This is a genomic window from Brumimicrobium sp. (assembly GCA_023957385.1).
Classification (GTDB): Bacteria; Bacteroidota; Bacteroidia; order Flavobacteriales_D; family Crocinitomicaceae; genus Brumimicrobium.
The window spans coordinates 2,248,468-2,261,830 of the sequence record JAMLGZ010000001.1 but is presented as its reverse complement, the minus strand read 5'-3'; the positions used below and the strand labels follow the sequence as shown (position 1 = coordinate 2,261,830).

Genomic DNA, 13,363 nt, shown 5'->3' with positions numbered 1-13,363 from the left:
AACTATTGAATCTCGTATGTTTGTAATATTTTGTTGTATTTCGTTTTTAACAATTGCTGCAAAGATAATGATTTGTTTTTAAGCATATAGTTTTTTACAATACGATAACCGATGAATTGTCCGATTCGGTCAGGAGAGCTATCTGGTAATCCTACAGTTTTTGGTCCCTCATTTAAGAAATTCATCTTTGTTTGTAGATTATTGCTAAATAACATTTCTTCTCGCACAAGGTAATCCCATGTCATCGCTTCGTTTTCAATGGCCCATTTGTATTCTTTCTCATTGTAACGCAAAATATATGCTTCGGATTCTTTCGGAAATACGGCATTTAATACATATAATATTTTACCAGCTTGGATGAGATGTTCGGCTAAATTTCCATCTATTTCTTCAAATAGTTGAACTTGTATCCAACTTAGAAGAACATCTCTTTTAAGGTATTGAATATCCATACGCTGACGTTGCCAATTATGCAATTCCATTTCTGGTATTGCTTTGATAACAGAAGATTCTGGTGAGATATAATTCTCTAAACCAATAGATATTTCGGCATCTGTACAATTGATCTTGCTAAATAATTTATTGATATAGAATATGTTGTTGGGAATAGAAGTGGAGTTAAAATAATATTTAAAGTAGTGAAAGGCATTATTAATTTGCTCTTCGTGTTGGGGCAGTGTTTTGACTAATTTGCTTTTTTCTATCTCTATATCCTTAACATACTCTTGCTGATAAAAATTATATACAGCAATGTAGGAAGAGTCATTGAGTTGTTGTTGAATATTCTGACTTAGTTCATAATAAAACAAATCTCCTAACTGGTTTTCGAATGTAGGGATTTCATTCTTAATTTCTTCCAACCCTACATTAGATAATACTTGATCTACGTTAGTGTACGTAATATTAATCTCATTTTTTGGAATTGGAATATCAATTGGATTAGACTGGCAAGAAAGAAAAAAGATAGGAAGTAGAATTAACCACAAGGAGATATGCTTTCTCATAAAATATATTTATTTTTGCTTTTTAATTTTGTTTAAAATAGAATTCAAAAGTATGAAAAAAATAGTAACGTTTGTTTTTGTATCTTGTATTGCTTGGATGGGATTTAGCCAAGAGGCAGCAGATAAAAAATTTTTAGCTGGAATAACTATAGGTGGAGCTGTGGATTTTAATATCCCGCAAACAACAACTATTAAAGCTAAACCAGGTGGTGATTTTATCGCAGGAATGGCTTTAGATTGGAGTTTCTCAAAGAATGTTGGATTAGCCGGAGGAATTGAATTTGATTTCAATAGCTTTAAAACAACGTATAATGATAGTGTGTATTTCAGTTATAATGATAAAAATATCTTGCGTTATAAAGATATGGATGGTAAAGATTATGCAAGTTTCTTGTTAGAGGAAAGAAAAGCAAAAAGCATTTATCTGTCAATTCCTGTAATGTTGAAGTTCCAAACTAATTTTATGGGTTATATGAGATATTATGGGAAATTTGGTATTAGAAATAGCTTATTATTAAGCACCCGCATGGACAATCAAGGTATTGGATATGATAAAGATGGAGCGGTAGATAATAAGAATGAATTAAAAGCTATGAGCTCCAAAGGAGTAATGAATTTTTATAAAGGTTCTGTTGGTTTGGCAGGAGGTGTGGAATATAATGTGTCAGGAACAACCACTATTGTTGGCGAGATAGGTTATTACTATGGATTTACCGAAATATTCCAACAAAAAGGAGCTGTTTTTGGTGATGAAGAAAAAGCAATGTCTTTATATAATTATAATAAAAAGGGAGAGAGAGAATATTATGCTCCTAGCTTAAAACAAGGTCAATTAATTTTCAAAATAGCAGTATTATTCTAAATTATGGCTTTATCTGACTGCAGTCGGGTTGCACATCATATCGTAGATTGGTTAAATCACTACATTGCCGATATTCCCTCTATAAATGGTTTTATCGTTGGAGTTTCAGGAGGAGTTGATTCGGCATTGGTTGCTATGCTTTGTGCTCGCACAGGACAACAGGTGATTTTGTTAAATATGCCTATCCGTCAAGCAAGTTCTGAGTATGATAGAGCCAAAAAGCAAATAGAAACAATTGAAAACATGTATCCTAATGTTCGTGGGATGGAATTGAATTTGGATTCTCCATTCTCAGCATTGGAAATGGTTTTCCCTTCAAATGTAAGAGTGAATCAATTAGCTATGGCGAATACTCGTTCTCGATTACGTATGCTTTCACTCTATGCTGTTGGACAAGAACACCAATTGCTGGTGACAGGAACAGGGAATAAAATTGAAGATTACGGAATAGGATTTTTTACCAAATATGGAGATGGGGGAGTGGATATTAGTCCAATTGGAGACTTGTATAAGTCAGAAGTGTTTGAATTAGCCCAATTTCTAGGGATTATTCCTGAAATTCTAAATGCAAAACCTACAGATGGATTATGGGGAGATGAGAAATCGGATGAAGATCAAATAGGAGCTAGTTATGAGGAGCTAGAATTTATTATGAATCTTTCAATTGACACGAATATATCTGAACTTACTGCAAGACAAAGAGAGGTTAAAGCTATTTATGATAGAATGCATAGAATTAATCAACATAAGATGAAGCCTATTCCTATTTGTTTGATAGAAAGATAATTGTTGTATTGAAAAAATAGTTTGTCGGTATAAACTATTTGTATTTATAAGAAGTAATTCGAATTTCTTGTTTTAGTTTTCTTTGAGCATCTTCTAATCCATTTATAAGGATGAAGCGCCCATTACCAAGTAGCGCAGCTTCTGTCATATTCGCTTCGGCATTTGGATTACTCTTGATTCCTACAACACTTAAGGTTATGTCCTTCTTTTTAAAATTCTTCTCAATAAATTTTTTGTAATTTCCAGAATTTCGATTGAATGCTCCATCAGTAATAATGATTACATGATTTCTTCCGTTCTTAATCATGGCTTTTGAAACTTGTTTATAGCCTAATTTGATTCCTGCTTCACCCGCAGTAAAACCTGATGCTTTTAAGTCTTTTACTCTCTCCATAATTTTTTCTTTTTGATCACCTTTGGTTGGCGCTAGAAGAATTTGCGCATTGTCAGCATAAGAAACTAATCCAATCTTATCTTGGGGACGTATCATTTCCACTAGTTGATTTAGGGAGTATTTAAGCAAATCTAAACGATTCCCTTGCGCCATAGAAGAAGATACATCAATCACAAAAACAACATTAATAGGATCGAAATAAGTATCGTCAAAGTTATTTTCATCTAACTCAGATAAACCTATAGGAATATCTGTAGTTTCGGTTGTTTGTATAGGAATATCTTCCTTATCTTTTTTGAAGATACTGGTTAAATCAATGTTATCCTCTTTTATTGGGTCGCTTGGAATTTCAATAACGCGTTCTTCAAATTCTTCCTTAATTGGAGGATTATCAACTATAAGTTCTTCTTGAGGAATTCCTTTCTCACGGGCTAACTCCAAAATCACGTGGTTTTGCTTAAAATTGATGTATAGTCCTTTTTCATCCGGTGAATAACCTTCGTGACTTCCATAAAAATATGCGATACCTAGGGGCACTTTCACCTTTAAAGTTCCTTTTGAATTAGTTTGCCATTTGCCTAAGGCTTTTCCATTTTGGAGTATGGCTACATCCGATTTCCCAATAGGTTCACGGGTTTCTTTATCAATAGTTTCTACAGTTAGGATAAAATCCAATGGATTCCCTTCTCCAGGACGTTGATTGAAGTCTGGACACGCAGTGAGTACGTCTTGTGTAGGTAAACTTACAATCTTTCCCTTTAACGTAATATTGGTAGGCTCGTTTTTATCGCTTGTAAATACAGGAATAGTATATGAAAAACTTCCTTTACTATTCTTGGATATTTGGAAACGTATGATTCCTGAACTGTCTGGAAGAATAAGCGCGGATTTCTGAATATAAACCACATCCATAGGACGTTTTACGCTCAAAATGAAAGCATCTTTACCTGTTTTATTTTTTAAGTAAAAATCAACATAACGCGTGTCATTATCATAAATATCTCCAAAATCGTAGGATGTTTTATCAAATACGATTTGACTTATTCCACTCCATGGAATTAAGTATAGAAACAATAAAATAATCAGAAATCGCATAACTTATATTATAAATAAACAAAAAAAGGAAAGATACCCTTTCCTTTTTGTAACGCATAAATCATGCAAATATTAAGCATTCTCTTTAATAAGGTTTGCCAAAGCCTCTAAAAGATGTTGATCTGCATCACCATATTTGTTGATGTAGTCGTTATAACTTCTTTTAATTACTTCTTTAGCCTCATCAGCATCATATGTATGTGTAATTTCTACATTCTTTGAACTTCCTTCTAAATCTTTATAGGTCAAAAAGAAATGTTTTACTCTGTCTAAAACTTTTTTAGGAATATCATTTACAGAACGCATTTCACCATAAACTTGATCATCTTTCAATACAGCGATGATTTTATCATCAGCCTCTCCACCATCAATCATTCTAAAACCACCAACAGGAATACATTCAGCGATGATGCTTCCTCTATCAACTTCTCTTTCAGATAAAATACATATATCTAGCGGATCGTGATCTCCTACGATTCCTGTTTTCCCTGTTTTTGAAGCACAAAATTCAGCTATTTGAGTATCACAATAGGTTTGAGGAATAAAACCGTACATACATGGCATATGATTTGAAAATTTTTGAGGTCTATCAATAATGATGTATCCACTAGCCTTATCTACTTCATATTTAATAGCATCAGAAGGTATAATTTCTACAAATGCATTTACAACTTCAGGTTGTTTCTCTCCAATATTGATTCCATGCCAAGGATGTGATACAAATCTATTTTTTAGGGCATTTGCCAATTTGTTGATTTCTTCTTTCATGTTTTTAGTCTTTTAAAGTGATGCAAAAATAGGAAATTTATCAGGATTGCTCTTATTTTCCAAATGAAAAATATTCCAGCGGATCAACGGGTCCCATATCACTCCATAATTCAAAGTGTAGGTGTGTACCGGAAGAACGTTCTCCACTATTACCAATAATACCAATAACTTCTCCAGTGTTCACATGATCGCCTACTTTAGCAAAACTTGTCTTTGCGTGTTTATATACAGAAATTAAATTGTTTTCATGACTGATGATAATGGTGAAACCATCTTTAGTATCATATGAAGAGTGGATGACTGTTCCACTAGAGCATGATTTAATCTGAGTATCTTTTGGAGCTACTACATCTACACCAATATGTTCAGGCTTTTTGAATTTTTGACTTATTTCTCCACTGATAGGGTCAAACAGAAAAAGATGGCTGATAATATCTTGCTTCTGATTTTTTCTGGCTTCTATCTGCAATTTAATATTTCTATTTAATTCTCGCTCAGCTTCTGTTGAGGTTGTATCGAACTTAATATTTCCTTCATCAAAAAGAGAATCGTTTGGCTCATTTGTATAGATAGAATCAATTGGAATTTTTCCAAGTATAATTAATTGAAGATTTGTTATGTATTTATCTTGAGAAGCTAATTTGATTTCTAAATCATTCACTCTTACAGCGGCAGATTCAATTTCTATTCTGTCTTTATCTTTAACTGTCTCAGGTAAAAGATACCCAATAGGAGTATAGGAGAATATGACATAGCTCAAAATTAAAAGGAGTACAAAAAGTATAAGAGAAACACTTATAATTTGAATATTATTAATTTTGATTCTCCACCATTCCTCAAATGAATGGGGATTCATACCTACAATGCGTATAGATTTTCTGAACCAGTTCCTCTTTTTTTTCTTTCTGGGCTTTTTCATCTAATTACAAATTTAATTGAAAATTAGGATTTGCTTGGATTAGAATGTTAAAAAATGACAATAAATAAGACCCAATTCTTTGGATTTCCATAAATTTGGCTTATATTTTGTAATAAATATGTTGCATTAAGCACAACTATTTTAACATTTTTACGTTTTATAAGTGAATATGAAATTTTTCCTGATATCCATTCTGAGTCTGTTGACTTTTTCCTCATTTGCACAGTTAGTGACAAATGGAGGGATGAGTGCCTCACAACTTGTACAGAATGTGTTGCTCGGGCAAGGTGTAGATGTGTTTAATGTATCTTATTCAGGTTCATCCCAGGCTATCGGTACGTTTAACTCAACCAATGCGAATGTGGGTATCACAGAAGGGATTATTATGACAACTGGTACGATTTCTTCCAATGCGCAAGGACCTCTTGGACCCAATAATAGTGAGAAGGCTGGGAAAGATAATAATGTTTCTGGATATTCTAAACTGAGTCAATTAGTTGGAACAAATACATATAATGCAGCTTTATTGGAATTTGACTTTATCCCTTATTCAGATACAGTTCGTTTTAAATATGTTTTTGCATCTGAAGAATACCTCGAATACGTTGGCTCTCAGTTTAATGATGTGTTTGCCTTTTTTATTTCCGGACCAGGTATAAGTGGAATGAAAAATATGGCCATTATTCCAGGCACGAGTTTGCCTGTTACGATTAATAATGTTAATCACATGCAGAATACAGCCTATTTCCAATATAACGGTGATGGAAATACAGCTCCTTACAACTCAAATCCGTATTATATCCAATACGATGGATTTACCAAACCTTTAGAAGCAGTTTCTAAAGTTCAATGCGGGGAGACATATCACTTAGTCATAGCAATTGCAGATGTTGGTGATGCTATTTATGATTCAGGAATATTCTTAGAGAAAAATAGTTTAAATAGTATTCAGCCTGTGCAAGTAAGCTATCATTTGGTAGAAGATCCCTATGGAGATGGTGTTACAATGGCCCAAGGATGTTCTTCAGCTATTGTTACTGTTACTCGAAGTGGAAATAACATTAATCAACCACTCACTATTCCCATAAATATCTCAGGAACAGCTATTCAAGGATTAGATTACTCTTCTATTCCGACAAGTATTTATTTCGCACCAGGTCAAACAACAGTTTCTTTTACGATTAATGCTTTAAGTAACCCTGGATTGACGGGTACTGTAAATATTCTTCTCAAATTCCTTATTGAAGATCCATGTGGTAATGAAGAATATCAGACAGTTGAATTATTTATAAAACCATTAGAGCCTGTAACGGTAACTGTAGATGATGTTGAGAAAATGTGTAAAGATGATGAAGTTATTTTAACCGCTAATGCTCTTGGTGGAGGAGGAAGCTATACATATCAATGGAGCACAAATGAAACAACTCCAGAAATCACGGTTAATCCTACTTCCACCCAAACATATACTGTGAGTGTAACAGATGATTGTTTAAATCAGACTGTGTCTGCAACTGCTACTGTAACAGTTCCTGTTTTAGCTCCTTTAACAATTAATTTAACTCCAGACATAACAGAACAATGCCCTTTTATAGAGCATGATTTAGTAGTTGAAGCTATGGGCGGAGCAGGTGATTATACGTATCTATGGATAGATGGAAATGGAAAGAAATTTAGTATAGATCCGTCTGTAACAGTTAAAACAGGTACGACTACCACTTATATGGTGTACGTTACGGATAAATGTGGAGAAATGGATTCAGCAGCTGTTACAATTACCATTTTGAGCCCACCACTGTTATTAGATATTACCCCAAAACAACAAATTTGCCCAGGAGATTCTGTACAATTAACGGTTTATCCTACTGGTGGTTTTGGTAATTATTACTATTTCTGGCCTCATTCTGGGGAAACAACGGCTAGCGTTTGGGTTAATCCAACTGAAACAACGCGTTATAATGTAATCGTTAAGGATGATTGTCAAACTTTCCAAGTTTCTACTTATACAACGGTTGTTGTGGTTCAGCCTACTGCTGACTTTGCCATATTAACAAACCCAAAATTCGAAGATTTACCTATTACTTTTGAGAATATGAGTGAAGGTGGAAATACCTATTATTGGGATTTTGGTGATGGTTCAACATCTAGTGATATACACCCAAATAATGTATATACAGATACAGGAACGTATATCATAACTTTAATTGTAGAAGATGTGAATGGTTGTCGTGATACTATTACAAAGCCTATTCGTATTTTGGAAGAATTTTATCTCTATATTCCAAACTCATTTTCACCTGATGGTAACCGATTTAATAATACGTTTAAAGTTAGTGCTATTGGTGTAGTTGATTTTCAAATACGAATTTTCAATCGTTGGGGAGAGCTCTTGTTTGAAGCTAAAGATGTAAATTTTGAATGGGATGGAATATATGATAATAAGATGTCTCGCGATGGAACGTATGTATGGGAAATTGATTATCGATCTATTCATGATGTAGAAGACCAGCATATTGTTGGTCACGTAAATCTACTGAGATAGTAAAAAATTCGATTATCTCGCTTCTCTTTGTTTTCCTATGCTATCTTTGTAAACATTAGTTAGAGTTTATGAAATTATCTCGTTTACATCGCTACCTGTTAAGTATATTGAGTGGACTTCTTATGGTGATTTCCTTCCCTCATACAGGTAGTTTATTCCCTTTGGTTTTCATAGCATGGATTCCTTTACTGTTGGTTGAACATACTATTTATCTAGAAAAGTATAGATCTTCTAAAGTTTTACTTCATGCCTATATCACTTTTGTGATTTATAATGCGGGTGCCTCCTACTGGGTATACTATTCTATTGGAGGAGAAGTTGCAGCCATATTGGCATATCTTCTTAATGGATTTATTATGGCACTTGTTTTTATGTTCTTTCATTGGACAAAGAAATATGTTGGTCAGAAAGAAGGATATATTGGGCTGATTTTCTTTTGGATAGGATTTGAATATGTGCACTATCATTGGGAATTGAGTTGGCCATGGCTAAGTATAGGAAATACATTCGCAATTACTCCACAAATTGTACAATGGTATTCATATGTAGGAACATCGGGAGGTGCTTTCTGGATCTTATTACTGAATATGCTAGGTTTTAAGATTGTAGCTAATATACTTCTGAAAAAAGAGACACTCAAGGTGCAAACACCTTTGCTTATCTTATTCTTTCTATTAATAATTATTCCTTCTTTATTATCTCTTTGGTCTTACTTTTCATTTAAAGAAAACAAAAATCCAATTGAGATTGTTGTTACACAGCCTAATGTGGATCCTTATAATGAGAAATTTTATTTTGATGAAATTCCTCAATTAGATAAGTTTTTAGAAAAAGCTGATGCCTTAATTACTCCGAATACAGCTGTTGTATTAGCTCCAGAAACAGCGATACCTCAACCTTTTGATGAAGAGGAATATAACGAAGATGAAGCGTATAATTATTTGATTGATCATATCAAGAATTGGGGAAATACCTCTTTGTTTATGGGGGCATCTACGTATAAAATTTTTGATCATAATACAGGAATTGCTGCACGACCAATACATAATTCTGATATGTATTATGAGTCGTATAATTCATCTATGCTTATGCAAAATGGAGAACCTCCTCAGTTTGTACACAAATCACAATTAGTTTTAGGTGTAGAACGTATTCCTTTTACTAAATGGTTCCCATTTTTGGAAAAACTATCCATTCAGAATGGAGGTACGTCTGGAACTCTGGGAGTCGAAGCTGAACCTCGAGTTTTATCTACAAATGGTTTTACTTTTGCACCTATTATTTGTTATGAATCCGTTTACGGTGATATGATTGCTACACAGTGTAGAATGGGGGCAGAAGTGATTTTTGTAATAACCAATGATGGCTGGTGGGGAAATTCTGCAGGACATAAACAACATGCAAGTTTCGCACGACTTAGAGCCATTGAAACTGGTAGATATGTTGTTCGTTCAGCTAATACGGGTATTTCTTGTGTAATTAATCAAAGAGGAGATGTAGTAAAGGCTACTAAATACTGGGTTCAAGACGCTTTTAGAGAAACGATACAACTGAATGATAAGCCAACATTTTATGTAACCTATGGGGATGTGTTTGGTAGATTATCTGCTTTTGTTTTTGTGCTCTTAACTGTATTAATGCTAGTGAGAAGAGTAAAGAAACTATTAGGGAAATAAATAGTTATTCTCCTTCCCGCAAACGTATTTGACATATCCAACCTAAAATAGGATGAGGTTCTATGCTAATATCTAATATTTTTTGCCCCATATTCTCTTTCCTCCATATTTTGTATTCTGGGCTATTGGAAGGGAGAGGTTGACCTAAAAATTCGTGATTTTCGAATAGCTTTAACTCTTCCTGTGTTTTTGTATAGAAAATAAAAGTGGAAGGTTCATATTCATTGGAATATGGGAGAAAAAAAATGTCATTTTCAATTTCTGCGATCTTAATTCCAGCATTGTCTATTTGTTGAATATTCTCAGGGGTCCATTCATCTTGGATGAAGCTAAAAAATGAATTTAAGGTAATCTCTTCTATATTTGCTTCCACCTCGTTCGTTTCAGTAATTCCTTTGATAGCAACGGTGTCATTGCTGTCGCATCCTGAAAGTAGCCAAAAACCACTAAGCATGTAAAATATTCCCTTCTTGAACCAATGCATCACCTCTCATTTTTAAAAATAGTTGAATCAAAGCTATTACATCTTTTTCACAATATACTTTGATACGTTCCAAATCATGTTCTTCATAATACACCTTCGCTACATCTGCACCAGAGATATCATCTTTTGGTGTAGGGATATGGAAAATATGACAAAGCAAAGCTAAGGATGTAAAGTGTTTATAATCTCCAAATTTCCATAATTCCAAGGTGTCTAAATGTGCTACTTCCCAAGGTTTTTTTCCAGCAATATCTAATGCATTTGGCAATTTAATACCATGAATAAGCATTCTTCTGGCTATGTAAGGAAAATCAAATTCTTTCGCATTATGACCACAAAGTATATGATATGGTGTGTTGTAGTGTTCGTTGAGTAAACCTGCAAATTGTTTGAGTAATGTTTCTTCATCATCGTGATAGAAGGACTTTAAACGTATCTCCTTGTCTGTACGAGTTTCCCTTACAAAACCAACAGAGATACAAATGATTTTTCCAAATTCCGCAAAAATTCCAGCTCTATCTGCATAGGCATTTTCTACGGTGTAGTTTTCCTTCTGAAGGGATTGTGTTTTGTGACTGAAAAGAGCGGCAGAAGTTTCATCTAATTCACTATAAGTATAATATTGAGGTACTGTCTCAATATCGAGAAACAAGACTTTTTCAAGGTTTACTTTTTCGAGCATATATATTTTATTTTCATCTAAGTTAAACGAAATTCTGAAAATAATTTTGAAAATCTGAAAATAATTCTGAACTTCATATAAACCTAAAAAAGAAAATATGACCACCAAAGAATTAGGCGATTTAGGAGAGAAAATCGCAATCCAATTTTTAAGAGAAAAAGGATTAGAAATAGTGTGTACCAATTATAGATTTCATCACAATGAAGTAGATATTATCTATAAACTATCTGATAAGTATGTATTTGTAGAAGTGAAAACTAGACAAACTAATGAGATTGGGCCTCCCTGGAAAGCTGTAACCAAAAGCAAACAAAAACAGATTATTAAATGCGCTCATGAATATCTAGTCTCTCATGATTTGGAAGAGGAAGCTCAATTTGATATTATCTCCATTGTACATAATTCTTATGGAACAAATATTGAGCATATAGAAGATGCATTTTATCCAATGAGATGATATGAAAAAACAGCTTAGATAATTTTTTTCTATGTCTAAATTATTAAATTTAACCTTATGAAAAATTATCAAGCAGATCACGTTATTGTTGGGGCTGGAATTGCTGGAATGGTAACAGCAATTGAATTATTGAATGCTGGACAAAAAGTATTACTTTTAGATAGAGATATAGAAAGTAAAATGGGAGGTTTGGCTAAACTTTCTTTTGGAGGGATGTTCTTTGTGGATTCGCCCATTCAACGTAAAAGAGGAATTAAAGATTCTCCTGATATTGCTTGGAAAGACTGGCAATCAGTAGCTGAATTTGGGGAGGAAGATAATCTCCCTAAAAGATGGGCAAAACTTTTTGTAGAGAATACGACTGAACACGTTTTTCACTATTTAAAAGGGAAGGAGGTAGATTTCTTTCCGATAGTTCATTGGGTAGAACGCGGAATGTTTAAAAGAGGAAATTCTCTACCTCGTTTTCACATGGTGTGGGGAACAGGATATGAACTTTCTGAACGAATCAAATATCATCTGTTACATCATCCTAAAGCTAAAACACATCTTGAAATTCATTTTGGGTATAAAGTTGAAACAATTTTGGTACAGGCAGGTAAAGTGAGCGGTGTTTCGGGTATCATAGAATTAGAAAATGAACCTTTTGAAGCAATTGCCGACAATACTATTGTTGCAACTGGAGGTTTAGGAGGAGATATTGAACAAGTTAAAAAGAATTGGCATAAAGACTGGGGGACAGCCCCTGAAATCATTTTGAATGGTGCACATCCTTATGCAGACGGAACTGTTCATTTTGCAGTAGAGAAGGTAAAAGGAAAATTAACTCATTTGGATCAAACATGGCCGTATGCTGCTGGGGTTCATCATCCAAGACCGACGCAAAAGGATGATGGATTAAGTTTAGTGCCACCTCGTTCCGCTTTATGGTTGAATTATGCAGGAGAACGTATAGGACCTATCCCATTAATCACTGCTTTTGACACACGCTTCTTAGTATCCGAAATATGTAAGCAAGAAAAGAAATATTCTTGGCAATTGATGAATATGAAGATATTACAAAAAGAATTTGCTATTTCTGGAGCTGAGTGGAATTCAGCTTTTCGTAATAAGAGCTATATGCAAGTACTTAAAACTATTCTTTTTGGAAATAAATCTTTGGTGAAAGATATGCTAGATAATTGTATTGATTTTGTTACGGCAAACACACTGGAAGAACTTGTTCAAAAGATGAATACTTTACAAGGAACAGATGATGTGAAATTGAGTAATATTCAACAAGCCGTGCATGAATACGACATTCAAATTGATAGAGGGCAAAAGTATTTCAACGATGAGCAGTTGCGACGTTTACAACATTTGCGAAATTATTCAGGAGACAAATTGCGCAATTGCAAATTTGCCAAAATCAACGATACGAAGTCCATGCCTTATGTTGCTATCCGAGAATTTATAATGTCACGAAAAACTTTAGGGGGCATACAGACCGATTTGGTAGGAGCGGTATTAGATTCTAATGGAAAATCCATTAATGGTCTATTTGCTGTGGGAGAGGCAGCCGGTTATGGCGGAGGAGGAATACATGGTAAAGGTGCTTTAGAGGGCACTTTCCTAGCTGCTTGTATATTAACAGGGAGAATAACGGCCTCCTATCTGAATGGAAGTCGCCTAATTCAGGATATATACTAAGTAAAGGT

General features: G+C 34.0%; 12 protein-coding genes. 6 read left to right on the top strand and 6 right to left on the bottom strand.

Features of this window, described 5'->3' with window-relative positions:
• Positions 1-2: 2 nt before the first annotated feature.
• Complete coding sequence (locus M9897_09925; protein ID MCO5269200.1) at positions 3-1,004, bottom strand: hypothetical protein; 1,002 nt, start codon at positions 1,002-1,004, stop codon at positions 3-5.
• A gap of 52 nt (positions 1,005-1,056) precedes the next feature.
• On the opposite strand from M9897_09925, the gene M9897_09920 reads away from it, so the two are divergent.
• Positions 1,057-1,866, top strand: a complete 810-nt coding sequence (locus M9897_09920; protein MCO5269199.1) for a PorT family protein — start codon at positions 1,057-1,059, stop codon at positions 1,864-1,866.
• A 3-nt stretch (positions 1,867-1,869) separates the two neighbouring features.
• Positions 1,870-2,652, top strand: a complete 783-nt coding sequence (gene nadE, locus M9897_09915; protein MCO5269198.1) for an NAD(+) synthase — start codon at positions 1,870-1,872, stop codon at positions 2,650-2,652.
• Positions 2,653-2,686: 34 nt separating this feature from the next.
• Here nadE and M9897_09910 read toward each other — a convergent pair whose 3' ends face one another.
• From M9897_09910 to M9897_09900, 3 genes are all read right to left on the bottom strand, one after another.
• Positions 2,687-4,141, bottom strand: a complete 1,455-nt coding sequence (locus M9897_09910; GenBank protein MCO5269197.1) for a VWA domain-containing protein — start codon at positions 4,139-4,141, stop codon at positions 2,687-2,689.
• Between the two features lie 72 nt (positions 4,142-4,213).
• Entirely contained in the window at positions 4,214-4,909 is a 696-nt protein-coding gene (locus tag M9897_09905; protein ID MCO5269196.1) for an inorganic pyrophosphatase, read from the bottom strand.
• A 52-nt stretch (positions 4,910-4,961) separates the two neighbouring features.
• A complete protein-coding gene (locus M9897_09900) occupies positions 4,962-5,828 on the bottom strand; it encodes a M23 family metallopeptidase (GenBank protein ID MCO5269195.1) in 867 nt (288 codons plus the stop codon).
• Positions 5,829-5,997: 169 nt separating this feature from the next.
• On the opposite strand from M9897_09900, the gene M9897_09895 reads away from it, so the two are divergent.
• Complete coding sequence (locus M9897_09895; GenBank protein MCO5269194.1) at positions 5,998-8,367, top strand: choice-of-anchor L domain-containing protein; 2,370 nt, start codon at positions 5,998-6,000, stop codon at positions 8,365-8,367.
• A 68-nt stretch (positions 8,368-8,435) separates the two neighbouring features.
• Positions 8,436-10,043 carry an apolipoprotein N-acyltransferase gene (gene lnt / locus M9897_09890; protein MCO5269193.1) on the top strand — a complete coding sequence of 536 codons (1,608 nt, stop codon included), beginning with the start codon at positions 8,436-8,438 and terminating at the stop codon, positions 10,041-10,043.
• A 4-nt stretch (positions 10,044-10,047) separates the two neighbouring features.
• On the opposite strand, the gene M9897_09885 is transcribed toward lnt, so the two are convergent.
• A complete protein-coding gene (locus tag M9897_09885) occupies positions 10,048-10,527 on the bottom strand; it encodes a hypothetical protein (GenBank protein MCO5269192.1) in 480 nt (159 codons plus the stop codon).
• Positions 10,490-11,209 carry a 3'-5' exonuclease gene (locus M9897_09880; GenBank protein ID MCO5269191.1) on the bottom strand — a complete coding sequence of 240 codons (720 nt, stop codon included), beginning with the start codon at positions 11,207-11,209 and terminating at the stop codon, positions 10,490-10,492. Before M9897_09880 ends, M9897_09885 begins: the two co-directional genes overlap by 38 nt.
• Positions 11,210-11,306: 97 nt before the next feature.
• On the opposite strand from M9897_09880, the gene M9897_09875 reads away from it, so the two are divergent.
• Both M9897_09875 and M9897_09870 read left to right on the top strand, forming a co-directional pair.
• Entirely contained in the window at positions 11,307-11,666 is a 360-nt protein-coding gene (locus M9897_09875; GenBank protein MCO5269190.1) for a YraN family protein, read from the top strand.
• 57 nt (positions 11,667-11,723) lie between these two features.
• Positions 11,724-13,355, top strand: coding sequence for an FAD-binding dehydrogenase (locus M9897_09870; protein MCO5269189.1), 1,632 nt, complete (start codon positions 11,724-11,726; stop codon positions 13,353-13,355).
• Positions 13,356-13,363 lie beyond the last annotated feature (8 nt).

What these genes read in the sequence shown, in the direction of transcription:
- M9897_09925 (MCO5269200.1), bottom strand. Translation starts at nt 1,004, where the DNA reads ATGAGAAAGCATATCTCCTTGTGGTTAATTCTACTTCCTATCTTTTTT.
- M9897_09920 (MCO5269199.1), top strand. Translation starts at nt 1,057, where the DNA reads ATGAAAAAAATAGTAACGTTTGTTTTTGTATCTTGTATTGCTTGGATG.
- nadE (MCO5269198.1), top strand. Translation starts at nt 1,870, where the DNA reads ATGGCTTTATCTGACTGCAGTCGGGTTGCACATCATATCGTAGATTGG.
- M9897_09910 (MCO5269197.1), bottom strand. Translation starts at nt 4,141, where the DNA reads ATGCGATTTCTGATTATTTTATTGTTTCTATACTTAATTCCATGGAGT.
- M9897_09905 (MCO5269196.1), bottom strand. Translation starts at nt 4,909, where the DNA reads ATGAAAGAAGAAATCAACAAATTGGCAAATGCCCTAAAAAATAGATTT.
- M9897_09900 (MCO5269195.1), bottom strand. Translation starts at nt 5,828, where the DNA reads ATGAAAAAGCCCAGAAAGAAAAAAAAGAGGAACTGGTTCAGAAAATCT.
- M9897_09895 (MCO5269194.1), top strand. Translation starts at nt 5,998, where the DNA reads ATGAAATTTTTCCTGATATCCATTCTGAGTCTGTTGACTTTTTCCTCA.
- lnt (MCO5269193.1), top strand. Translation starts at nt 8,436, where the DNA reads ATGAAATTATCTCGTTTACATCGCTACCTGTTAAGTATATTGAGTGGA.
- M9897_09885 (MCO5269192.1), bottom strand. Translation starts at nt 10,527, where the DNA reads ATGCATTGGTTCAAGAAGGGAATATTTTACATGCTTAGTGGTTTTTGG.
- M9897_09880 (MCO5269191.1), bottom strand. Translation starts at nt 11,209, where the DNA reads ATGCTCGAAAAAGTAAACCTTGAAAAAGTCTTGTTTCTCGATATTGAG.
- M9897_09875 (MCO5269190.1), top strand. Translation starts at nt 11,307, where the DNA reads ATGACCACCAAAGAATTAGGCGATTTAGGAGAGAAAATCGCAATCCAA.
- M9897_09870 (MCO5269189.1), top strand. Translation starts at nt 11,724, where the DNA reads ATGAAAAATTATCAAGCAGATCACGTTATTGTTGGGGCTGGAATTGCT.